This window comes from Micrococcus endophyticus (genome assembly GCF_014205115.1).
Classification (GTDB): domain Bacteria; phylum Actinomycetota; class Actinomycetes; order Actinomycetales; family Micrococcaceae; genus Micrococcus; species Micrococcus endophyticus.
This window is the reverse complement of sequence record NZ_JACHMW010000001.1, coordinates 1078813-1100354: the sequence shown is the minus strand read 5'-3', so window position 1 is coordinate 1100354 and position 21542 is coordinate 1078813. Positions and strand designations below refer to the sequence as shown.

Here is a 21542-nt window from a genome sequence, read left to right as displayed (position 1 = left end):
GCCATGGAGAAGTTCACCACCCACACCGGCATCGGCGTGCCGCTGCGTGCGTCCAACGTGGACACCGACCAGATCATCCCGGCGGTCTACCTCAAGCGCATCTCGCGCACCGGCTTCGAGGACGCCCTGTTCGCCGGCTGGCGCCAGGACCCCGACTTCATCCTCAACACCGAGCCCTTCAGTGCCGGCACCGTGCTGGTGGCCGGCTCGGACTTCGGCACCGGCTCCTCCCGCGAGCACGCCGTGTGGGCGCTCAAGGACTACGGCTTCCGCGCCGTGATCTCCCCGCGCTTCGCGGACATCTTCCGCGGCAACTCCGCCAAGCAGGGCCTCGTGGCCGCGCAGGTGGAGCAGGAGGACGTGGAGCGGATCTGGAAGGAGCTGGAGAACCGGCCGGGCACCGCCGTCACCGTGGACCTGGTCTCCCGCACCGTGGAGTGCGGGGACGTGACCGCCCCGTTCCAGATCGACGATGACACGCGCCACCGCCTGCTCGAGGGCCTGGACGACATCGCCGTCACCCTGGACCACCAGGACGAGATCGACGCCTACGAGCGCGCCCGCCCCTCCTACAAGCCCACCACGCTGCCCGCGCGCACCGCGGGCTGAGCGGGGGTCGTGCGGCGGGCCGACCGCTGGGGCGACGCGCGTCGAGGGGGCCCGCGCCGTTGCGGTCCGACCCTGTCGAACCTCTATGCTGGGAGGCGATTCCGGCACCGCCCGCCGCGCCCGGGGGGCGGTGCCCGTTCATGCGACCCCCGCCTCCGGGCGGGAGTCGCCGAGACCGTGGCCCTCGGCCGCGCTGAGGAAGGACACGCCCATGGCGAAGCTGTTGACGATCCATGGCGGGAAGCCGCTGACCGGCGAGGTGACCGTGCGCGGGGCCAAGAACCTGGTCCCCAAGGCCATGGTGGCCGCGCTCCTGGGCAACACCCCTTCCGTGCTGCGCAGCATCCCGGAGATCAAGGACGTCGACGTCGTCAGCTCCCTCCTCGAGATACACGGCGTCTCCGTGCAGTGGGACAAGGAGTCCGGTCGGATCACCATGGACCCGGCCGGGGTGAAGTCCGCCCTCACCGCCGAGATCGACGCCCACGCCGGCGACTCGCGCATCCCGATCCTCTTCTGCGGCCCGCTCATGCACGCCATCGGCGAGGCCTTCATCCCCGACCTGGGCGGCTGCAAGATCGGCGACCGGCCGATCGACTACCACCTGGCCGTGCTGCGCAACTTCGGCGCCGTCGTGGACAAGCGCCCGGGCGGCATCTCCATCTCCGCCCCCAAGGGCCTGCACGGCGCCAAGCTCGAGCTGCCCTACCCGTCCGTGGGCGCCACCGAGCAGGTGCTGCTGACCGCGGTGAAGGCCGAGGGCATCACCGAGCTCAAGGGCGCCGCCGTCGAGCCGGAGATCCACGACCTCATCGCCGTGCTCCAGAAGATGGGCGCGATCATCACCGTGCAGACGGACCGCACCATCCGCATCGAGGGCGTGACCGAGATGCGCGGCTACAACCACGAGGCGCTGCCGGACCGCAACGAGTCCGCCTCCTGGGCCTCGGCGGCCCTGGCCACCGGCGGCGACATCTTCGTGCGCGGCGCGTCCCAGCGCGACCTCACCGCGTTCCTGAACACGTACCGCAAGATCGGCGGCGAGTTCGACGTGGTCGACGACGGCATCCGCTTCTGGCACGCCGGGGGAGACCTGAACCCGCTCGTGCTCGAGACGGACGTGCACCCCGGCTTCATGACCGACTGGCAGCAGCCCCTCGTGGTGGCGCTGACCCAGGCCAAGGGCGTCTCGATCGTGCACGAGACCGTGTACGAGAACCGCTTCGGTTTCACCGACGCGCTCGTGCGCATGGGCGCCTCCATCCAGCTGCACCGCGAGTGCCTGGGCTCCGTGCCGTGCCGCTTCGGCCAGCGCAACTTCCTGCACTCCGCCGTGATCTCGGGCCCGACGCCGCTGCGCGGCGTCGAGATCGACATCCCGGACCTGCGCGGCGGCTTCTCGCACCTGATCGCGGCCCTCGCGGCCGAGGGGACCTCCACCGCCACCGGCCTGGAGATCATCAACCGCGGCTACGAGCACTTCATGGACAAGCTCCAGGGCCTCGGCGCCGACGTCGAGCTGTCCGACCGCACCCGGTGAGCCCTGTGGACCCGCAGACCCCGGCCGCGGGCCTCCCCTCGCGCGCCGCGCGGGCCGGCTACGTGATCCCCGCCGCCATCGTGCGCCCCGCCCTGCGCGGCCTCGTGCGCCAGGTGTGGGAGGGCACCGAGAACCTGCCGGAGACCGGCGCGATCCTCGCGGTGAACCACATCTCCGAGCTGGACCCCCTCTCCGTGGCCCACATGGTCTACAACCAGGGCCTGCTGCCGACCTTCCTCGCCAAGGCCGAGCTCTGGAAGGTGCCCGTGCTCAAGCAGGTCCTCGAGGCCACCCGCATGATCCCGGTCGAGCGCACCCGCGACGGCGGCCGCTCGCTCGACGCCGCCCGCGAGGCCGTCGCCACGGGCCGGGCGATCATCGTCTACCCCGAGGGCACCGTCACCCGCGACCCCGACGGCTGGCCCATGGCCGCACAAAGCGGGGCCGTGCGCCTGGCCCTGCAGACCGGCGCCCCGCTCATCCCCGTGGGCCAGTGGGGCATCCAGGAGCTGCTGCCCTACGGCGGCCGCGCCCCGCGTCCGTTCCCGCGCAAGACCGCCCGCATCCGGATCGGCGCGCCCGTGGACCTGGACGACCTGTGCGGCGCGCCGATGACGGCGAGCGGGCTGCGCGCCGGCACCGAGCGCATGATGGACGCGATCACCGCCATCGTGGCGGACCTGCGCGGCGAGCCCGCCCCCGCCGGCCGCTGGGACCCGCGGACCGGGCGTCGGGAGCCGGGCGCATGAGCGACCCGCAGACCGTCGCCGTCCTGGGCGCCGGCAGCTGGGGCTCCGCCTTCGCCCGCGTGCTGGGCACCAGCACCAGCCCCGAGGGCGCCCGGGCGCGCGACGTCGTGATCTGGTCCCGGCGCCCCGAGGTGGCCGAGGCCGTCAACCGGGACCACGCCAACCCCGAGTATCTGCCGGGCATCGAGCTGCCCGCCTGCGTGCGCGCCGTGACCGACGCCTCCGAGGCGGTCCGCGGCGCCGGCGTCGTGGTGGTGGCCGTGCCCGCGCAGCACGTGCGCGAGACGCTGCGCACCCTGCGCGAGGACCTCGCCCCGGACGCCGTGGTGGTCTCGCTCGTCAAGGGCCTCGAGCGCGGCACCGACGCGCGGATGTCCCAGGTGTGCACCGAGGAGCTGGGCCTCACCCCGGACCGCTTCGCGGTGGTCTCCGGCCCCAACCTGGCCCTCGAGATCGCCCGCGGCGAGCCCACCGCCACCGTGGTGGCCTCCGGCTCCTCGGCCACCGCCGAGCGCATCGCCGCGCTGACCGCCGGGCCCACGTTCCGGCCCTACACGAACACCGACGTGGTGGGCGTGGAGATCGGCGGCGTCGTGAAGAACGTCATCGCCCTCGCCGTCGGCATCTGCGACGGCCAGGGCCTGGGGGACAACTCGAAGGCCTCCGTCATCACCCGCGGGCTCGCCGAGACCACCCGCCTCGCCGTCGCCCTCGGCGGCGACCCCGCCACCATGGCCGGGCTCGCCGGACTGGGCGACCTCGTGGCCACGTGCGCCTCACCCCTGTCCCGCAACCGCACGGCCGGGCGCCACATCGGCACCGGACTGAGCGCCGAGGAGGCCGTGGCCGCCATGAGCCAGACCGCGGAGGGCATCAAGTCCGTCTCCGCCGTCGTGCACGTCGCCCGCGCCCACGGCGTGGAGATGCCCATCAGCGAGCTGATGGACCGGGTGGTCGCCGGGGACGTGGCCGTGCACCGCCTCGCCGAGCTCCTGCTCGCCCGTGACCTGAAGTCGGAAGGACGCACCGCATGACCGCCACCCCCGCCCCGGAGGCCCCCTCGGCCGGCGCGCGCCCCCGCGTGCTGCTGCTGTTCGGCGGCCGCTCCAGCGAGCACCCCATCAGCTGCGTCACCGCCGCCGGCGTGCTCCACGCGGCCGACCCGCAGCGCTGGGACGTGGTGCCGGTGGGCGTGGCCCGCTCCGGCCTGTGGTCGCACGACGAGCTGGACGTGGCCGCCTTCCGCCTGGACGGCGAGACCCTCCCCGAGGTGCCGGAGCCCGAGGCCCCGGTGAGCCTGCGCACCCTGCCGGACGGCACGGTGGAGCTCACCGCCGAGGACGGCTCCTCCCTGGGCCGCGTGGACGTGGTGTTCCCGCTGCTGCATGGCCCGTGGGGCGAGGACGGCACCCTGCAGGGGATGTTCGAGTCCCTGGGCCTGCCCTACGTGGGCTGCGGCGTGCTCGCGTCCGCGGTGGGCATGGACAAGCACTTCATGAAGGTCGCCTTCCAGGCGGCCGGCCTCGAGGTCGGCCCGTGGGAGACCATCACCGACCGCGACTGGGCGCGCGACCCCGAGGCCGCCCTGGCCCGCGCCGGCGCCCTGGCGTTCCCGCTGTTCGTCAAGCCGGCCCGCGGCGGCTCCTCCTTCGGCATCACCCGCGTCTCCGACCCGGCGGACCTGCGCGCCGCCATCGAGGAGGCCCGCCGCTTCGACCCGAAGGTCGTGGTGGAGGCCGGGATCGTGGGCCGCGAGATCGAGTGCGCGGTCCTGGACGGGCACGCCTCGGACGCGCCCCGGGCCTCGCTGCCGGGGGAGATCGTGGTCAAGCACGACGAGGGCGACCTGCAGTTCTACAACTTCCAGGCCAAGTACCAGGACGACGACGCGGCGCAGCTCTCCTGCCCCGCCGAGCTGCCCGAGGAGCAGACGCGGCGGCTGCGCGAGCTGGCCGTGCGCGCCTTCGAGGCGGTGGACGGCTCCGGCCTGGGCCGCTGCGACTTCTTCCACACCCCGGACGGGCGCTGGGTGGTCAACGAGATCAACACCATGCCCGGGTTCACGCCCATCAGCATGTACCCGGCCATGTGGGAGCGCACGGGGCTGTCCTACGACGCCCTGATCTCCGAGCTGCTGGACCTGGCCCTCGAGCGGGGCGTCGGGCTGCACTGAGCCCGGCCCGGGCGCACCGACGGCGCCGTCTCCGGATCCTTCCGGGGGCGGCGCCGTCCGCGTCGGGAGGGTCAGCCGACGGGCGTGGCGTCCTGGAGGTTGACGCAGCCGCCGTCGGCGTCGATCTGGGCGACGGCCGAGGCCAGGCCCACCATGACGGTGTCCGAGCTGGCCTTGTCCTTGCCGAAGAGGACCTCCACGGCGGGGTCGCGGCCGTAGGTGACGATCCGCCAGTTCTCGTCCTCGTCGCGGATCACCCAGTCCACGCCGTCCACCGAGATGCAGCGGTCCGTGGTGGGCCCGGGCACCGGGACGCCGCAGCGCAGCACGACGGCGGCCGGGTCGCCCCACACGGCGGTGGCCTGGCTGTCCGTGGGGCGCAGGGCGGCGTCGCCCAGGGCGTCCGGCATGGCGACCATGGCGGGGGCGCACTCGGGGTTCGCGGCGTCCGGCGCCGCCTCCACCGTGGCCACCCGTCCGGCGCAGGCCGTGGCGCCGAGGGCGACGGCGGTCAGCAGGAGGGCGAGGGGGCGCAGGGGGCGGGATTCCATCCGCCCAGGATACGCGCGGCGCCTCCGCCGGCCCGGCGTCCGGTGCCGCGCGGGGGCCGGGCGCCGCGGTGCGGGGGAGGCGGCGGCGTCCGGACCGTGCCCTAGCATGGGCGGGACCGCACCACATCATGCACCCCGACGTCCCGCCCCCCCAGACCAGGAGCCCATCGTGAGCCGTACCGCGGAGTCCCGCCCGCAGACCCCCCGTCCGGGCGCCGACGGGCCGCGCCGTCGTCGTCGTCGGCCGTGGCTCGTGGCCCTCGTGGTGCTGCTCGTGGCGCTGCTGGCCGTCGGCGTGGCCGTGGCCGTGTACGTGGGCGGGCTCGCCCGCAGCATCGACGAGGGCACGCAGCGGTTCGAGGGCGGCGCCTTCCCGGCCGAGTCCCTGCGCCCCTCCGAGCCAGGCCGCCGCGGCGGCGGCGAGGACGAGCCGGCCGGCCAGGGCGGACCGGGCCAGGGCGGCGGGGAGCCCGCCGCGGCCCCGCTCGCGCCCACCGCGCCTCCGCCGGGGATGGACCCCGCCGTCGTCGAGGCCCAGGCGGACGCCGCGGTGCAGGGCCCCGTGGCGCCGGACGAGGACGAGGCCGTGGACGGGCAGGCCCTGGACGTGCTGCTCGTGGGCGAGGACGCCGGCGCGGAGGGCCGCGGGGACGACGGCCGCTCGGACACCCTCATGTGGGTGCACGTGCCGGGGGACCGCAGCGAGGTCCAGGTCATGTCCATCATGCGCGACATGTGGGTGCCGATCCCGGGCCACGGCGACGCCAAGGTCAACGCCGCCTACCAGTACGGCGGGATCCCGCTGACCGTGGCCACCGCGGAGAACATGTTCCAGGCCCGCGTGGACCACGTGGTGGCCGTGGACCTGGCCGGCTTCAAGGGGCTGGTCGACGCCCTCGGCGGCGTCACCGTGGACAACCCGAGGGCCTTCACCTCGACCGGCGGCGTCGACTTCCCGGCCGGCGCCGTGCACATGGACGGGGACACGGCCCTGGCCTACGCCCGCGAGCGCTACAACCTGCCGCGCAGCGACTTCGATCGCGTGGAGAACCAGCAGCGCCTGGTGAAGGCGATCGTGGACCGGTTCCTGTCCCGGGACACCCTCTCGGACCCGGCCCGCGTCCAGGACTCCGTGGCGCGCTTCGCCCCGTTCCTCACCCTGGACGACTCCCTGGACTCGGGCCGCCTGGCCTCCCTGGCCTGGTCCCTGCGCGACGCCCGCGACGCCCCGATCCGCACCAGCACGGTGCCCTCAGTGGGCGTGGGGAACACGGAGGGCGGCCAGGACGTCGTCTGGCCGGACTGGGCCGCGATCGGCCGCCTGGGCGAGGGCATCCGCACGGGCACCCTGGAGGAGGCCGTCGCCCCGTGACCACGCAGACCCGGCCGTCGACGGTGCGGCGCTGGCTGGCCCTCGCGGAGGACCTCGTGGGTCGGGCCGCCCCGCGCCTGAACGCGCTCAACCTGTTCCCCGTCCCGGACGCGGACACGGGGACGAACATGCTCGCCACCCTCGCCGCGGCCCGCCGGGCCGCCGACGCGTGCCCGGAGCAGGACGACGCCGGCGCGGTCCTCGCCCGGGCAGGAGCGGCCGCGCTCGACTCGGCCTGTGGCAACTCCGGCACCCTGCTCGCGGTGGCCCTGGCCGGGATGGCCGAGCCCCTGCGCGGGCGCGCCCGCGCGGACGCGTTCGCCCTGGCGGCCGCGTTCGGGGCGGCGGACCGCGCGGCCCGGCAGGCCCTGTCCGACCCGCGGGAGGGCACCATCCTCACCGTGCTCTCCGCGGCCTCGCGCAGCCTGGCGCGCTCGGCCACCCAGGCCCCGGACAGCCCCGCGGTGGCCGCGGACGCCGACCCGGCCGTGCGCCTGGGCCCGGCGGTGACGGCCATGATGGCCGACTGCCTGCGGGCCGTGGAGCAGACGGAGTCCCAGCTGGCCCCGCTCGCGCAGGCCCGCGTGGTGGACGCCGGCGCCGTGGGCCTGCTGTGGGTGCTGGAGGCGCTGCGCGCGGCCGTCACCGACACGGCCCCGGACGAGGAGCTGGCCACCGCGCTGCACGGCTACGTGGAGGGCGTGCGGCCCGGCCCCGAGCCCGCGGGCGAGGACGCCGTGGAGGTGATGGGCACCCTGGCGCTCACCCCGCTCGCCGCGGCCGACCTGCGCCGTCGCCTCGCCGAGGCCGGGGACTCCGTGATCCTGGCCCCCGTGGGCACGGAGCGGGACGAGCGCGGCCGGGTGCCGTGGCGCGTGCACGTGCACGTGCCCCGCGCCGCCGACGCCGTGGAGCTGATGCAGGCCGCCGGGGAGGTCCAGGGGCTCGCCGTCACCGAGCTGTCCGGGGACGCCGCCGGACCCGACGCCGACGGGTGCCATGGGCGCTGAGGTCCGCGTCACCGACCTGCCCCTGTCCGAGGTGCTCGACGGGCGACTGCCCGCGCGCCTGGACAAGGAGCTCGGGCTCGCCACGGTGGGGGACCTCCTGGACCACGTGCCCCGGCGCTGGATCGAGCGCGGGGAGCTGACCCCCATCGCGGCCCTGCCGTGGGACGCCGAGGTCACCGTCGTCGCCGTCGTCGAGTCCGTCACCACGCGCCGGATGCACAGCCGACCCGGCTTCATCGTGGACGTCACCGTGGCCGACCCCGCCGCGGACGGCGCGCCGGGGGCGAGCCTGTCCATGGCGTTCTTCAACGGCCACGACGCCCGCCGCCGCCTCGCCCCGGGCATGACCGCCATGTTCCAGGGCCGCACCACGGCCTACCGCGGCCGGATCACCCTGAACAACCCGGACTTCGCCCTCCTGGACGACGACGTCGCCCCGGGGGACGTGGACGTGCGCCCGGTGCCCCTGTACCGGGCCACGGGGAAGCTGCCCTCGTGGACCGTCCGCTCGGCCGTGGCGCGCGTCCTCGCCGACGTGGACCTGACCCGGATCCCCGAGCTGCTCACCCCGCGGCTGCGGGCCGAGGCCGCCGCCGCCCTGGACCTGGACGCGCCCCTGCCGGACACCGCGCGGGCCTACCGGGACCTGCATGCCCCCGAGGAGGTGGCGGCCACCGGCCCGGCCCGCACGGCGCTCGCCCTGCGGGAGGCGCTCGTGGTCCAGGCGGCGCTGGCCTGGCGCCGGGACCGGGAGCGCGCGGTGCCCGCCGTGCCCCGCCCGCCGCGGGCCGGGGGGCTGCTCGACGCGCTCGACGCCCGGCTGCCGTTCGCCCTCACCCCTGGCCAGGCCGAGGTGGGGGAGCAGCTGGCCGCCGAGCTGGCCCGGGACGCCCCCATGAGCCGCCTGCTCCAGGGCGACGTCGGCGCCGGCAAGACCCTCGTGGCCCTGCGCGCCATGCTCCAGGTGGTGGACGCCGGCGGACAGGCCGCCCTCGTGGCCCCCACCGAGGTGCTCGCCGCCCAGCACCACCGCGCGCTGCTGGCACTGATGGGCCCGCTGGCCGAGGCCGGCACGCTCGGGGCGGGGGACGGGCCGGCCACGAAGGTCGTGCTCGTCACCGGATCCCTCAAGACGCAGGCGCGCCGGGAGGCCCTGCTCGCGCTCGCCTCCGGCGAGGCCGGGATCGCCGTCGGCACGCACGCCCTGCTCTCCGACAAGATCGGCTTCGCCGAGCTCGCGCTGGCCGTGGTGGACGAGCAGCACCGCTTCGGCGTGGACCAGCGCGAGGCGCTGCGCCGGTCCAACCCCGGCACCCACCTGCTGGTCATGTCCGCCACCCCCATCCCGCGCTCCGTGGCCATGACCGTGTTCGGGGACCTGGACCTGTCCGTGCTCGAGGGGCTGCCCTCCGGCCGCCAGCCCGTGGCCACCCACGTGGCGCGCATGGACCACGGCCCGCGCGTCATCGGCCGCGTCTGGGAGCTGATCGCCGAGCACGCCGCCGCCGGGCGCCAGGCCTTCGTGGTCTGCCCGCGCATCGACCCGGACGACGCCGACCCCGGGCACGCCAACGTCGAGGAGATGGCCCCGCGCCTGCGCTCGCTGCCCGCGCTGGCCGGCCTGCGCATCGAGGCCGTCCACGGCCGCATGGACCAGGCCGAGCAGGACGCCGCCATGCAGGCCTTCGCCCGCGGGGAGACGGACGTCCTCGTGGCGACCACCGTGGTCGAGGTCGGCGTGGACGTGCCCAACGCCACCGTCATGGCGGTGCTGGACGCGGACGACTTCGGCCTGTCCACCCTGCACCAGCTGCGCGGCCGCGTGGGCCGCGGCCCTGACGCCGCCGTCTGCCTGCTGGCCACCCGCCTGCCGGACGGGCACCCGTCCCTGCGCCGCCTGGAGGTCCTCGCCCAGGAGCAGGACGGCATGCGGATCGCCCAGGAGGACCTCGCGACGCGCGGCGTGGGCGACGTCCTCGGCGCCGCCCAGTCCGGGCTCGCCTCGGGGCTGCGCCACGTGGACGTCCTGCGGGACGCCCCGCTGATCGCCGTGGCCGCGGACGCCGTCGGGCGCATCATGGCCGAGGGCCCGGGCCTGTCCGCGCACCCGGCGCTGGCCGCCGAGGTGGCGCGCTGGGAGTCCGAGCACCTCACCGCCGCCGACTACCTCGAGAAGGGCTGAGCCATGTCCCGCATCATCGCCGGCGCCGCCGCCGGCCGCCCGCTGACGTCCGTGCCCGGCACCGGCACCCGCCCCACCACGGACCGCACCAAGGAGGCCCTGTTCTCCTGGCTCGAGGCCCGCGACTGGCTGGACGGCACCGCCGTGCTGGACCTCTTCGCCGGCTCCGGCGCCCTGGGCTGCGAGGCCGCCAGCCGCGGCGCCGCGTCCGTGCTGCTCGTGGAGCGGGAGCGGCGGGCCGTGGCCGCCTGCCGCGCCAACGCCGCCCTGGTCAACCGGGCCCGCGGGGCCGACGTCGTGCAGGTGCGGGCCGGCACCGTGGAGCAGGCGCTCGCGGCCGGGGGCGAGCCCGCGGACGTGATCCTCGCGGACCCGCCGTACCCGCTGGCCGGCCCGGCGCTGGAGGCCGTGCTCGAGGCCGCGGCCGCCCGTCTGGCCCCCGGCGGGCTGATCGTGCTCGAGCGGGCGGCCCGCGACGCCCCGCCCCGCCGCCCGGCCGGGCTCGAGGAGGTCGAGGTGCGCGCCTACGGGGAGACGGCCCTGTACCTCTGGCAGGACGAGCGCTGACCACAGCCCCCATCCGTGCGGGAGGCGGGAGCCTGCGGGCCCCCTTTCGTGCGGGAGAAGGGAGCCTCCCGTATCACGGCCGGGGGCGCCGCCCGTCGAGCGCGGGGGCCGCGGCGGCCAGGCGGCGCATCGCCTCGTCCACGGCGTCCGCCGACTTGCAGAGCGCCAGGCGCAGCCACGAGTCCAGGGGGCCGGTCTCGCCGGGGGCGCGGTCGGCGCGGCACAGGGCGCTGACGGGGATCCCGACGACGCCGGCCTCGCGCGCCCAGTCCACCACGGCGTCCTCGGCGCGCCGCACGCCCCACGGGGCCAGGTCCACGGTCACGAAATAGCCGGCCGCCGGCACCACGGGGTCCAGCCCCACCGCCCGCAGGCCCGCCACCAGCCGGTCCCGTCCGTCCCGGTACCGCTCGCGCTGCGCCGCCAGGTGGGCCCCGGCCTCGGGCAGGAAACCGGCCACGGCCTGCTGGTACGCCGGCCCGGTCGAGAAGGTCAGGTACTGCTTGACCGCCCGGGCGGCGGCCACCAGCGGGGCGGGTCCGGTGAGCCAGCCGACCTTCCACCCGGTCACCGCGAACGCCTTCCCGGCCCCGGACGCGGCCAGGGCGATGTCCCGCGCCTCGGGGAGCGCCCGGACCGGCACGTGCTCGCCGTCGTAGACCAGGTGCTCGTACACCTCGTCCGAGAGGATCAGCACCCCGCGCTCGCGGCACGCGCGCACCAGCTCCTCGAGCAGGGCGCGCGGGTAGACGGCGCCCGTGGGGTTGTGGGGCGTGTTGAGGATCAGCATCCGGGTGCGGTCCGTGAACGCGGCGACCACCCGCTCGGGGTCCGGCAGGAACGCAGGCGGGTCCACGGGCACGGTCACGTGCCGGGCGCCGGCCAGGGCGACGACGGCGGCGTGCGAGTCGTAGAAGGGCTCCACGGTGACCACCTCGTCGCCGGGGGAGACGAGGGCGAGGACGGCCGCGGCGATCGCCTCGGTGGCGCCCGCGGTGGCCATCACCCCGGTCTCCGGGTCCTCCTCGACGCCCCACCACCGGCGCTGGTGCTCGGCGACGGCGGCGCGCAGGTCCGGGCGGTCGAGGCCGGGCGCGTACTGGTTGGGGCCGGCGAGCACGGCGTCCGCCGCGGCCCGGAGCAGCTCCGCGGGGCCGTCCGCGTCGGGGAAGCCCTGGCCGAGGTTCACGGCGTCGTGCTTGAGGGCCAGCGCCGTCATGCGCTCGAAGACGGTGGGCACGGGGGCGCCGTCGTCCAGGAGCCCCGCGGCGGCCGCCGTACGGCGCCAGGGCCCGGCGACGAAGGCGGTGCCGGCGACGTCGGCCGGTGCGGGCCCGGTCGCCGGGGCGGGGGCCGGGCCGGTGCGGGGCGGGCGGGTGCGGTCGGGGGCGTCGGCATCCATGCGCGCACTGTACCCAGGGACCGGACGCGCGGGGCCCGGTTGAGGTGCGGACCCGGGGGTGCGCCCGGGGCGGGCCGGGGCTCGGACGCGGGCCGACGCGCATCGCCCGGCGGGGCGGGCCGGGCTAGGGTGAGCACCATGCGCCGTGCCGTCTGCCCAGGTTCGTTCGATCCCCTGCACAAGGGACACGTGGAGGTCATCGCGCGGGCCGCGAACCTCTTCGACGAGGTGGTGGTCGCGGTCTCCGTGAACCCCGCCAAGCGCTACCGCTTCTCCACGGAGGAGCGCATCGCCATGATCGAGAGCACCCTGTCCTCGCTGGCCGGCGTGACGGTCCGCCCCATGGGCCTCGGGCTGCTCGCCGAGTTCTGCCGCGAGATCGGCGCGGACGCCATCGTCAAGGGCCTGCGCAACGGGACCGACCTGGAGTTCGAGGCGCCCATGGCCGCGATGAACCGCCACCTCACCGGGGTGGAGACGGTCTACCTGCCGGCGGACGCCCGCTACACCCACCTGTCCTCCTCGCTCATCAAGGAGGTCCACGGCCTCGGCGGCGACGTCGCCGAGCTCGTCCCCGCCGCGGTGCTGCGCGGCCTCGACGGCGAGCCCTGAGCCCGCCGCCGGCCCGCCCGGGCCGGACCCTCCGCACGTCCCATCCCGAACCGACCGCAGGAGAATCGACGCCCATGACCGTCCCGTCCCGACCCCGCACCCGCAAGGCCGTCATCCCCGCCGCCGGCCTGGGCACGCGCTTCCTGCCGGCCACGAAGGCGATGCCGAAGGAGATGCTCCCGGTGGTGGACCGCCCGGCGATCGAGTACGTGGTGGCGGAGGCCCGCCGCGCCGGGCTCCAGGACGTCCTGATGATCACGGGCCGCAACAAGCGCGCCCTGGAGGACCACTTCGACCGCCACCCGGCGCTCGAAGCCACCCTCGAGCGCAAGGGCGACGCGACGCGGCTGGCGCAGATCCGCGAGTCCGACCTGGTGGGGGACATCCACTACGTGCGCCAGGGCGAGGCCCTCGGCCTGGGCCACGCCGTGAACTGCGCCCGCCGCCACGTGGGCGACGAGCCGTTCGCGGTCCTGCTCGGCGACGACATCATCGGCGACGGCGAGGCCCTGCTCACGCGCATGATCGACGTGCAACAGCGCCTGGGCGGCTCCGTCGTCGCGCTCATGGAGGTGCCCGAGGAGGCGGTCTCCGCGTACGGCGTGGCCGCGGTGGAGGCCGTGCCCGGGGAGGGCGAGGACGTCGTGCGCGTCACCGGCCTCGTGGAGAAGCCGGCCCGCGAGGACGCCCCCTCCACCCTGGCAGTCATCGGCCGGTACGTCCTGGCCCCGCAGGTCTTCGACGTGCTGGACCGCACTCCCCCCGGCCGGGGCGGGGAGATCCAGCTGACCGACGCCCTCCAGACCCTGGCCGGCGACGACGGCGAGGGCGGCGGCGTGTACGCCGTCGTCTTCGACGGCCGCCGGTACGACACGGGGGACAAGCTGGGCTACCTGCAGGCCGTCGTCGAGTTCGGCACCCGGCACGAGGAGCTGGGCGGGGACCTGCGCGCCTGGCTCAAGGGGTTCGCCGCCGGGCTCTGAGCCCGGCGGGCGACCGGCGGCGACGCGCGGGCCGCGACCGGCTTTGGCCGTTGCGGACGCACCCGGTAGGATGGGCTGTCGGTCCATCGTGGCTGGACCCCGTCCAGGCCGCACCGCACCCCCGATCCGGGCGTGCGAGCGGACCGTGAAACCCCGCCGTCCCACCCGCCGAGAGGAGCGACCATGGACACCACACAGCGCCAGGACGCCGACTCGTCGTGGGTGATCCCCGTGCGCGATCTGACGCGCGGGGCCGGGGTCCAGCGTGAGCTGACGGCGCAGTGGCCCGCCCCCGCGGGCGTCACCACGCCGCTGCTGGGGATCCCCGAGGGGGACCCCGTGGAGCTGGACCTGCGTCTGGAGTCGGTGCACGAGGGAGTCCTCGTGACCGGCACCGCGGACGCGACCCTGAAGGGCGAGTGCAGCCGTTGCCTGCTCCCGCTGCATGAGGGGATCACCGTGGACCTGCAGGAGCTGTACCTCACCGGCGCGTCCGAGGACGAGGCCGGGGAGCAGCCGCTCGTGGTGCGCGAGACCGTGGACCTGGAACCCGTGTTCCGGGACGCCGTGGTCATCGCCCTCCCGTTCCAGCCGCTGTGCCGGCCGGACTGCGAGGGCCTGTGCGCCGACTGCGGCATCCGCCTCGAGGACGCGCCCGAGGGGCACGCCCACGAGCGCGTGGACCCGCGCTGGGCCGCCCTGGCCCACCTCGCGGGCACCTCAGAGACCTCCATCACCGAGACAGAAGAGAGATAGTCGTGGCAGTCCCGAAGCGGAAGATGTCCCGTGCCAACACCCGTGCCCGTCGGTCCCAGTGGAAGGCCACCGCGCCGACCCTGGTGAAGTCCGTCGAGAACGGTCGCGTCTCGTACCGCCTGCCCCACCAGGCCGAGCTGAAGACCGACGCCGCCGGCACCCCCCTGTTCTTCGAGTACAAGGGCCGCAAGGTCGCCGACGCCTGACATGGCGTCCTCGTCGGCTCGTCGTCGCGGGCCTGAGCCCGGTCGCGAGCCGGATGAGCTGTTCGAGCGTCTCGGCGTGCACGTCACCGCCGAGACGCTCGAGCGCGCTCTGACGCACCGCTCCTACGCCTACGAGCAGGGCGGGCTTCCCACCAACGAGCGCCTCGAGTTCCTCGGGGACTCGGTGCTGGGCTACGTGGTCACCGACCACATCTTCACCGTGCACCCGGACCTGGTCGAGGGCGACCTCGCGCGCCGCCGGGCCGCCGTCGTGTCCACGCGCGCCCTGGCCAAGGTGGCCCGCCGCATCGGCATCGGCCCGTTCGTGCGCCTGGGCACCGGCGAGGGGCGCACCGGCGGCGCGGACAAGGACTCGATCCTCGCCGACACCCTGGAGGCGCTGATCGGCGCCGTCTACGTGGACCACGGCCTCGTGGCCGCGTCCGCCCTCGTGCACCGCCACGTGGTCCCGCTCCTGGACGAGCCGGACCTCGTGCGCGAGAGCACGGACTGGAAGACGGTGGTGGCCGAGGCCGCCAACCGCCACGGCCTCGGCGCCGTCCGCTACGCGATCGAGGGCCAGGGCCCCGCCCACGACCCCCGCTACCGCGCCACCCTCGTGGTGGGCGAGCGCGAGTACGGCTCCGCCGTCGCCAGCTCGAAGAAGCAGGCCGAGCGGGACGCCGCCGCCGCCTCCTGGCCCGCCCTCGAGGCGGACCTGCCGGCCGCGGGGCGCTGAGCCCGTGCCGGAGCTGCCCGAGGCCGAGGTCGTCCGGCGCGGCCTGGCCCGCTGGGCCACGGACGCCGTCGCCGGCGCCCTGCAGGTCCACGACCCCCGCTCGCTGCGCCGCAGCCCCGGCGGCGCCGAGGCCCTGCGCGCCCGCCTGGAGGGCGCGCGCCTGGCCGAGCCGGCGCGCCGCGGCAAGTTCCTGTGGCTGCCGCTGGCGGACGCGGACGAGGCCGTCGTGGTGCACCTGGGCATGAGCGGGCAGATCCTCGTGGACGAGCCCGGCGCCCCGGACCAGCGCCACCTGCGCCTGCGCCTGCCGGTGATCGCCGCGGACGGCGCGGCGCGCGAGCTGCGCTTCGTGGACCAGCGGATCTTCGGCGGTTGGTGGCTGGACGCGCTGCACCCCGACGACGCCGCCGGCGGGGAGCCGATCCCGGCCACGGCCGCCCACATCGCCCTGGACCCGCTGCACCCGCTGTTCGACGCGGACGCCGTCCACGCCCGGCTCGCGCGCCGGCGCAGCACCCTCAAGCGCGCGCTGCTGGACCAGTCGCTCGTCTCCGGGATCGGCAACATCTACGCGGACGAGGCCCTGTGGGGCGCGCGCCTGCACCCGGAGCGGCCCACGGAGCGGATGCGCCGCGCGGACACGCGACGCCTCATGGCGGCGGTGCAGGACGTGATGCGGCGTGCGCTGGCCGTGGGCGGCACGAGCTTCGACGCGCTGTACGTCAACGTGGACGGGCGCTCGGGCTACTTCGCCCGCTCCCTCGACGCCTACGGCCGCACGGGCCGCCCGTGCCGGCGGTGCGCCGAGGAGGCGGTCGAGTCCCTCATCGTCCGGGAGCCGTTCATGAACCGGGCCTCGCACCGGTGCCCGCGCTGCCAGCCGACGCCCCGCCGTCGTCGGGCCGCGTCCGCCGTCGCCGCCGGGGCGGGGACGGTGCTCACATCCGGGCTGCGCTCTGAAGGAAGCCATCCCCGGACATAGACGCCCGGGGGCGTGTCGCCCGCTCCGCGCCGTTCCACTCCGCGCTCACGCGCGTCGGCCTCTGCGGCCATCACCGGCCGTGCGTGGAGGCGGGATGCTGTGCCGGCGGACCTCCGAGGCGGGCCTCGCGTGGCCGGCCACATGATCATGCCCTCGCCCGCCGCGTCTCGAGCCCGGTCGCTTCTGGACTCCGTGATGCGCGGTTGCGCGACCCCAGTGAGACGTGGGCCAGAACCAGAGTGGGCGATCAGTCTGCCCGTGGGGGCGCGGAGGGTGACTCCGCCTGCCCATCATTGTCCGCGTACGAACGTGAACTCTAGAGTGGCCACCGTCACACCGAAGGAGGACCAGGTCCTAGGAGGGGTCATGGAAATGATGAAGGCAGTGACGTCGGCCGGTGCCGCAGTGGCATTGGCTCTTGGAACGGTAGCCGTCGCCTCGCCTGCGGAGGCGAGGCCACGGACGTGGACGGGGCAGTGGAGTTCCTATGGGGACTGCCAGTGGGGAACGAGTTCGAAGCTACGGGAACTGAAGAAGGTCGACCGCAGCGCCCATACCATCGCCCGCTGCATCTGGATCGACAACAGGTACTACAAGAAGAAGTGGGTCAGCCACATCAACTACGTCAAGGTGGGTTGACCTCGCAAGGTCCATTGCCCCGTGCTTGAGCGCGCCGCCAGGTGAGCACTCAGGCGCGGGGCGGTGGCGAGCGTGATGGGGCGGCAGTTCGGATGCCCTCTCGATCACGCGGGCGGTGAAGCCTCCGGCCCGAACCTGTGGCTGCGGCCCGTCGACGGCGCCCCGGCGTGCGGACGAACTAGGGTACGGACATGGGACACAGAGAACCGATGTCGATCGCGCAGGCCCTTCGGCAGATCCAGGACCGGCGACTCATCCTTCCCGCCATTCAGCGCGAATACGTCTGGAAGCCCAGGCAGGTCATCCAGCTCTTCGACTCCGTGATGCGTGGATACCCCGTCGGGAGCTTCCTCTCGTGGAAGGTGCTCCCCGAGACGGTCAGCCAGTTCAAGTTCTACGGGTTCATGAAGGACTACAGCGCCTTCGACAACTACCACAATCCCGAGATCGACATTCCATCCGACCGTGAAATCGTTGCAATCCTGGACGGTCAGCAGCGATTGACATCTCTCAACATCGGCCTGCGCGGCACTTACGCCTATCGGAACCATGGCGGCTGGGTGCGCAATCGATGGGCCTATCCGACACGGCGGCTCTACCTCAACCTCGCGGGTCTCGCGTCCGAGAATGAGCTCGGACTGAAGTATCACTTCCAATTCCTTACGTCCGACGACCTCCTGGCGACAGCCGAGGATGAGACGAGGAAATGGTTGCCGGTCTCGGACGTCTTCGAGGCCTCCGATGCCTTCGCCATGACGAAGATACTCACTCGTCTCGACGGCAACCATGAAGAGGCCATCGATCTGGTGAGTCGCCTGTGGCACGCGGTGCACAGCACGGCCACCCTGCACTTCTATCAGGAGGACGACCAGGACATCGAGAAGGTCCTGGACATCTTCGTCCGGGTCAATTCGGGGGGCACCGTCCTCTCCTACAGCGACCTGCTGCTCTCGATCGCGACCGCCCAATGGAGCGGCGACGCGCGCGCGGCCGTCCACGGTCTGGTGGACTCCCTCAACCAGACCGGGAACGGATTCGGGTTCTCGAGGGACACGGTCCTGAAAGCGGGGCTGGTCCTCTCCGACGTGGGGGACATCGGCTTCAAGGTGAAGAACTTCACGACCGCGAACATGGAGAAGCTGGAGGCCGGATGGGAGGACATGAGCCGATCACTGCAGGTCGCGGTCGGACTCCTGAGTGACTTCGGACTGTCCGGCGGAATGCTCTCTGCAGACAGCGTCCTGATCCCCGTGGCCTATTACGTGCACCACCGGCGGCTCGACCACTCCTACCGCGACTCACCCAAGACCCGGCTGGACCGGGAGGTGCTGAGGTCGTGGGTCCTCCGTTCCCTGATCGTGCGCGGCGTGTGGGGTTCCGGCCTGGACACCCTGTTGCGTGATCTTCGAGACGTCATTAGAGAGCACGGCGATCATCAGTTCCCGCTCGTCGAGATCGAACGGGCCATGGCAGGGCGGGGCAAGTCCCTGGCGGTCACCGACGCGTTGGTCGAAGACATCCTCAGTCTGTCCTACGGGAAGGCCAGGACGTTCGCCGTCCTCGCGCTGCTGTTCCCCCATGTGGACACGCGCCACCAGTTCCACATCGACCATGTCTTCCCCGCCACGCTCTTGGACAAGAAGAATCTCCGACGTTCCATGGACGCCGCTGGATCGCCGTCGTTCACCTCGGATCAGATCGACGAACTCGTTGATCGGAGGGATCGACTGCCGAACCTGGAACTTCTCCCCGGCCTCGAGAACATCGGCAAGTCAGCCAAGCCACCGTCGGAGTGGCTGGCCGCCGAGTACTCGACAGCGGAAGCACGAGGCGCCTTCCTGGACCGCCACGCGATGCCTCCTGCGTTGCCTTCCTCCGTCGCCGAGTTCTCGGACTTCTTCGACGAACGCAGGACCAAGCTCGCTGCGAGGATCCGGGACCTGCTCGCATCCGCTGCTCCCGAGGCTCGGCCCGCCGACACGCGTGACGTCGTGGACCTCGACGAGGAGCTCGCCGGCGGAGATGACGTGGAGTAGAGAGGCACCCGGTGCCCCCGCTGCCAGCCGACGCCCCGCCGTCGTCGTGCCGCGCCCGCCGGTGCCGGCCGCGCGCGTCCGTAGACTGGACCGACCCCATCCCCGTGAGCAGGAGACCCGCGTGAGCCAGCCCCCGGCGTCCTGGACGCCCGATCCCCTGCCGCGCCCGGAGCGGCCGGCCGAGCCGCCGCGCCCGGCCCGCCGCCGCCGTCGCTGGCCGTGGGTGCTCGGCGTGCTCGCCGCGGTGCTCGTGGTGCTGCTGGCCCTGGGTGCCTGGTACGCCGTCTCCCTGGCCCGCACCTTCGACGATCACCGGCAGACCGTGGACGCCGGCGCTCTCGAGCAGGCCGGCGGGGGAGAGCCGGTCAACATCCTCGTGCTGGGCTCCGACTCGCGGGAGGGCGAGGGCGAGGAGGACATCGGCCAGCGCTCGGACACCATGATGCTCGTGCACCTGCCCGCGGACCGGAGCCAGGTGTTCGTCATGTCCGTGCTGCGCGACTCGTGGGTGGAGATCCCCGGCCACGGCGAGCGGAAGGTCAACGCGGCCTTCGACCTGGGCGGGTACCCGCTGGCCGTGGACACCGTGGAGCTGCTGCTGGGCGTGCCGGTCCACCACGTGGTGGAGGTCGACTTCCAGGGCTTCCGCGGGGTGACGAACGCCCTCGGCGGCGTGGAGGTCTGCAACCCCGTGGCCTTCTCCTCCGGCCAGGCCAACCCCTCGTACTACCCGCGCGGGCCGATCCTGCTGCAGGACACCGCCGCCTTGCGGTACGTGCGGGAACGCCACGCATTCGAGGACGGCGACGTCTCCCGCGTGCAGAACCAGCAGCGGTACCTGGCCGGGGCCATGGAGCGCTTCCTCAGCCCCCAGATCCTGGGCAATCCTGCCCGCACCACCGAGGTCGTGGCCACCTTCTCCGACCACCTGGGCGTGGATCCGGGCCTGACCTCCGGCGTGGTCGCCTCCCTGGCCTGGCAGCTGCGCGGCGTGCGCGGCGGCGACGTGGAGATGTTCACCGTCCCCCGTGAGGGCTTCGGATACAGCCCGGAGGGGGACTCGATCGTGGAGCTCGACGAGGCCAAGCTCGCGGACCTGCGCGCCGCCCTCCAGGACGACGACGTCCAGCGCTACGTGCACGAGCACGAGACCGAGGACGGCCAGGACGCGTCGGCCGCCGGCGCGGACCCCGCGCCCGTGCTGGCGCTGCTCGCCCGGTCCGCGCCGACGCCGGCGGTCGGGGAGGACCCCTGTGCCGACTGAGCCCCGACGCCCCCGCGTCCTCCTGATCACCCACTCCTACCGGCCCGAGCGCACCCCGCCGGCGCGCCGCTGGGCCGCCGTGGTGGCCGCGCTGCGGGCCGCCGGCTGGGACGTCGACGTCGTCGCCCCCGGCGGGCTACGGGCCGTCACCGGGCCAGACGGCGAGCGCGTCCTGCGGACCCCCCGCCTCCCGCTGGGGGAGGCCGGCCGGAACGGGCGCTTCCTCGAGGCGGCCGTCCACGCGGTGCTGGCGGTGCCGCGCGGGCTTGCGACGCGCCGCCCAGACGTGGTGGTGGCCACCGTGCCGGCGTTGCCGGTGGTGGTGCCGGGCGTCGTGCTCTCCCGCCTGCGGCGGCGCCCCCTGGTCCTGGAGATGCGGGACGCGTGGCCGGACCTCGGGCACGAGGCCGGGGTGCAGCAGGGGGTGCTGGGCGCGGCCATGGAGCGGATCGTGACGGGCGGCCAGCGGGCCGCACGGCTGGTGGTCACCGTGACGGACGGCTTCGCCGAGACCCTGCGCGGGCGCGGCATCCGGGTGGTGCGCACCCTGGGCAACGGCGTGGACCTCGTCCGGCTGGCCGTCGCCCCGCCGAGGGCGCGCGACGCCGGCGAGCTGCACGTGCTCTACCTGGGGAACATGGGGGAGAGCCAGGGGCTGGAGCGGGTCGTGGACGCGGCCGCCGCCCTGCGGCGCGACCGCCCCGGGGTGCGCGTGCGCCTCGTGGGCGAGGGCACGCGCCGTGCGGCCCTCGAGGCGCGCAACGCCGAGCTCGGCCACCCGGCGGAGATCCTCGGCCCCGTGCACGGGGAGGACGTGGCGCGGCAGTACGCGTGGGCGGACACGCTCGTGGTGGCCCTGCGCCCGGACTGGCCGAGCTTCCGGCACACCGTGCCGTCCAAGACCTACGAGGTCCTCGCGGTGGGCCGGCACGTCACCGGCATGGTCCAGGGCGAGGCCGCCCGCACCCTCGAGGAGGCCGGCGGCGCCGACGTCGTGGGTCCGGAGGCCGAGGACCTCACGGCGCACCTGACGGCGCTCGCGGACGATCCGGCGCGCACCGCGGTGGGCGAGGGCGGCCGCGACTGGGTGCGCCGCCACGCCGACCTGCCCGCCGTGGCCCGCCGCTACGAGCTCCTCCTGCGCCGCGTCGCCGGACGCTGAGGACCGAC

The 21542-nt window shown here is 74.5% G+C and carries 21 protein-coding genes; 19 read left to right on the top strand and 2 right to left on the bottom strand.

Translation table 11 applies throughout. The features are described from left to right. The first annotated feature begins 3 nt into the window (after positions 1-3). From leuD to HDA33_RS04975, 5 genes are all read left to right on the top strand, one after another. Positions 4-609, top strand: a complete 606-nt coding sequence (leuD, locus tag HDA33_RS04995) for a 3-isopropylmalate dehydratase small subunit (RefSeq protein WP_017489234.1) — start codon at positions 4-6, stop codon at positions 607-609. Between the two features lie 211 nt (positions 610-820). Then, a complete protein-coding gene (gene murA / locus HDA33_RS04990) occupies positions 821-2149 on the top strand; it encodes a UDP-N-acetylglucosamine 1-carboxyvinyltransferase (protein ID WP_184171542.1) in 1329 nt (442 codons plus the stop codon). Continuing rightward, entirely contained in the window at positions 2146-2898 is a 753-nt protein-coding gene (locus tag HDA33_RS04985) for a lysophospholipid acyltransferase family protein (protein WP_338104260.1), read from the top strand. The genes murA and HDA33_RS04985 overlap by 4 nt, the downstream gene beginning before the upstream one ends. Continuing rightward, positions 2895-3932, top strand: a complete 1038-nt coding sequence (locus HDA33_RS04980) for an NAD(P)H-dependent glycerol-3-phosphate dehydrogenase (RefSeq protein ID WP_184171541.1) — start codon at positions 2895-2897, stop codon at positions 3930-3932. The genes HDA33_RS04985 and HDA33_RS04980 overlap by 4 nt, the downstream gene beginning before the upstream one ends. After that, positions 3929-5071: a D-alanine--D-alanine ligase family protein gene (locus HDA33_RS04975; protein WP_184171539.1), complete on the top strand. Its 1143-nt coding sequence runs from the start codon at positions 3929-3931 to the stop codon at positions 5069-5071. The genes HDA33_RS04980 and HDA33_RS04975 overlap by 4 nt, the downstream gene beginning before the upstream one ends. 71 nt (positions 5072-5142) lie before the next feature. On the opposite strand, the gene HDA33_RS04970 is transcribed toward HDA33_RS04975, so the two are convergent. After that, positions 5143-5622, bottom strand: a complete 480-nt coding sequence (locus HDA33_RS04970) for a DUF3515 family protein (protein ID WP_184171537.1) — start codon at positions 5620-5622, stop codon at positions 5143-5145. A 169-nt stretch (positions 5623-5791) separates the two neighbouring features. Between HDA33_RS04970 and HDA33_RS04965 the strand changes: the two genes are divergently transcribed. The 4 genes from HDA33_RS04965 to rsmD are packed head-to-tail and all read left to right on the top strand — an operon-like array spanning position 5792 to position 10753. Beyond that, positions 5792-6994: an LCP family glycopolymer transferase gene (locus HDA33_RS04965; RefSeq protein ID WP_184171535.1), complete on the top strand. Its 1203-nt coding sequence runs from the start codon at positions 5792-5794 to the stop codon at positions 6992-6994. After that, the gene (locus tag HDA33_RS04960) at positions 6991-8004 is read left to right on the top strand and encodes a DAK2 domain-containing protein (RefSeq protein WP_184171533.1); all 1014 of its coding nucleotides are present in this window, start codon (positions 6991-6993) and stop codon (positions 8002-8004) included. Before HDA33_RS04965 ends, HDA33_RS04960 begins: the two co-directional genes overlap by 4 nt. Next, positions 7994-10186 carry an ATP-dependent DNA helicase RecG gene (locus HDA33_RS04955; protein WP_184171531.1) on the top strand — a complete coding sequence of 731 codons (2193 nt, stop codon included), beginning with the start codon at positions 7994-7996 and terminating at the stop codon, positions 10184-10186. The genes HDA33_RS04960 and HDA33_RS04955 overlap by 11 nt, the downstream gene beginning before the upstream one ends. A gap of 3 nt (positions 10187-10189) precedes the next feature. Continuing rightward, entirely contained in the window at positions 10190-10753 is a 564-nt protein-coding gene (gene rsmD / locus HDA33_RS04950) for a 16S rRNA (guanine(966)-N(2))-methyltransferase RsmD (protein ID WP_184171529.1), read from the top strand. A gap of 73 nt (positions 10754-10826) precedes the next feature. On the opposite strand, the gene HDA33_RS04945 is transcribed toward rsmD, so the two are convergent. Continuing rightward, complete coding sequence (locus HDA33_RS04945) at positions 10827-12155, bottom strand: aminotransferase class I/II-fold pyridoxal phosphate-dependent enzyme (protein ID WP_184171527.1); 1329 nt, start codon at positions 12153-12155, stop codon at positions 10827-10829. Positions 12156-12293: 138 nt separating this feature from the next. Between HDA33_RS04945 and coaD the strand changes: the two genes are divergently transcribed. From coaD to HDA33_RS04895, 10 genes are all read left to right on the top strand, one after another. After that, a complete protein-coding gene (gene coaD, locus HDA33_RS04940) occupies positions 12294-12767 on the top strand; it encodes a pantetheine-phosphate adenylyltransferase (RefSeq protein WP_184171525.1) in 474 nt (157 codons plus the stop codon). 74 nt (positions 12768-12841) lie between these two features. Continuing rightward, a complete protein-coding gene (gene galU, locus HDA33_RS04935) occupies positions 12842-13750 on the top strand; it encodes a UTP--glucose-1-phosphate uridylyltransferase GalU (protein WP_184171522.1) in 909 nt (302 codons plus the stop codon). 183 nt (positions 13751-13933) lie between these two features. Continuing rightward, positions 13934-14506, top strand: a complete 573-nt coding sequence (locus tag HDA33_RS04930) for a YceD family protein (RefSeq protein WP_017489306.1) — start codon at positions 13934-13936, stop codon at positions 14504-14506. Between the two features lie 2 nt (positions 14507-14508). Continuing rightward, on the top strand, positions 14509-14712 hold the full coding sequence (rpmF, locus tag HDA33_RS04925; RefSeq protein WP_017489305.1) for a 50S ribosomal protein L32: 204 nt from the start codon (positions 14509-14511) through the stop codon (positions 14710-14712). Positions 14713-14788: 76 nt separating this feature from the next. After that, positions 14789-15451: a ribonuclease III gene (rnc, locus tag HDA33_RS04920; RefSeq protein ID WP_338104259.1), complete on the top strand. Its 663-nt coding sequence runs from the start codon at positions 14789-14791 to the stop codon at positions 15449-15451. A gap of 4 nt (positions 15452-15455) precedes the next feature. Further along, on the top strand, positions 15456-16433 hold the full coding sequence (gene mutM / locus HDA33_RS04915; protein ID WP_338104258.1) for a bifunctional DNA-formamidopyrimidine glycosylase/DNA-(apurinic or apyrimidinic site) lyase: 978 nt from the start codon (positions 15456-15458) through the stop codon (positions 16431-16433). A 366-nt stretch (positions 16434-16799) separates the two neighbouring features. Next, complete coding sequence (locus HDA33_RS04910) at positions 16800-17072, top strand: hypothetical protein (RefSeq protein WP_184171520.1); 273 nt, start codon at positions 16800-16802, stop codon at positions 17070-17072. Positions 17073-17281: 209 nt separating this feature from the next. Continuing rightward, positions 17282-19108: a DUF262 domain-containing protein gene (locus HDA33_RS04905; RefSeq protein WP_246416870.1), complete on the top strand. Its 1827-nt coding sequence runs from the start codon at positions 17282-17284 to the stop codon at positions 19106-19108. A gap of 121 nt (positions 19109-19229) precedes the next feature. Next, positions 19230-20372, top strand: a complete 1143-nt coding sequence (locus tag HDA33_RS04900; protein WP_184171516.1) for an LCP family glycopolymer transferase — start codon at positions 19230-19232, stop codon at positions 20370-20372. Further along, a complete protein-coding gene (locus HDA33_RS04895; protein WP_184171514.1) occupies positions 20362-21534 on the top strand; it encodes a glycosyltransferase in 1173 nt (390 codons plus the stop codon). The genes HDA33_RS04900 and HDA33_RS04895 overlap by 11 nt, the downstream gene beginning before the upstream one ends. The last annotated feature ends 8 nt before the right edge of the window (positions 21535-21542 follow it).

Excerpts from the sequence above, each read along its gene's own strand:
- leuD (WP_017489234.1), top strand. The coding sequence starts at position 4 with ATGGAGAAGTTCACCACCCACACCGGCATCGGCGTGCCGCTGCGTGCG.
- murA (WP_184171542.1), top strand. The coding sequence starts at position 821 with ATGGCGAAGCTGTTGACGATCCATGGCGGGAAGCCGCTGACCGGCGAG.
- HDA33_RS04980 (WP_184171541.1), top strand. The coding sequence starts at position 2,895 with ATGAGCGACCCGCAGACCGTCGCCGTCCTGGGCGCCGGCAGCTGGGGC.
- HDA33_RS04975 (WP_184171539.1), top strand. The coding sequence starts at position 3,929 with ATGACCGCCACCCCCGCCCCGGAGGCCCCCTCGGCCGGCGCGCGCCCC.
- HDA33_RS04970 (WP_184171537.1), bottom strand. The coding sequence starts at position 5,622 with ATGGAATCCCGCCCCCTGCGCCCCCTCGCCCTCCTGCTGACCGCCGTC.
- HDA33_RS04955 (WP_184171531.1), top strand. The coding sequence starts at position 7,994 with ATGGGCGCTGAGGTCCGCGTCACCGACCTGCCCCTGTCCGAGGTGCTC.
- rsmD (WP_184171529.1), top strand. The coding sequence starts at position 10,190 with ATGTCCCGCATCATCGCCGGCGCCGCCGCCGGCCGCCCGCTGACGTCC.
- HDA33_RS04945 (WP_184171527.1), bottom strand. The coding sequence starts at position 12,155 with ATGGATGCCGACGCCCCCGACCGCACCCGCCCGCCCCGCACCGGCCCG.
- coaD (WP_184171525.1), top strand. The coding sequence starts at position 12,294 with ATGCGCCGTGCCGTCTGCCCAGGTTCGTTCGATCCCCTGCACAAGGGA.
- galU (WP_184171522.1), top strand. The coding sequence starts at position 12,842 with ATGACCGTCCCGTCCCGACCCCGCACCCGCAAGGCCGTCATCCCCGCC.
- HDA33_RS04930 (WP_017489306.1), top strand. The coding sequence starts at position 13,934 with ATGGACACCACACAGCGCCAGGACGCCGACTCGTCGTGGGTGATCCCC.
- HDA33_RS04910 (WP_184171520.1), top strand. The coding sequence starts at position 16,800 with ATGGAAATGATGAAGGCAGTGACGTCGGCCGGTGCCGCAGTGGCATTG.
- HDA33_RS04905 (WP_246416870.1), top strand. The coding sequence starts at position 17,282 with ATGTCGATCGCGCAGGCCCTTCGGCAGATCCAGGACCGGCGACTCATC.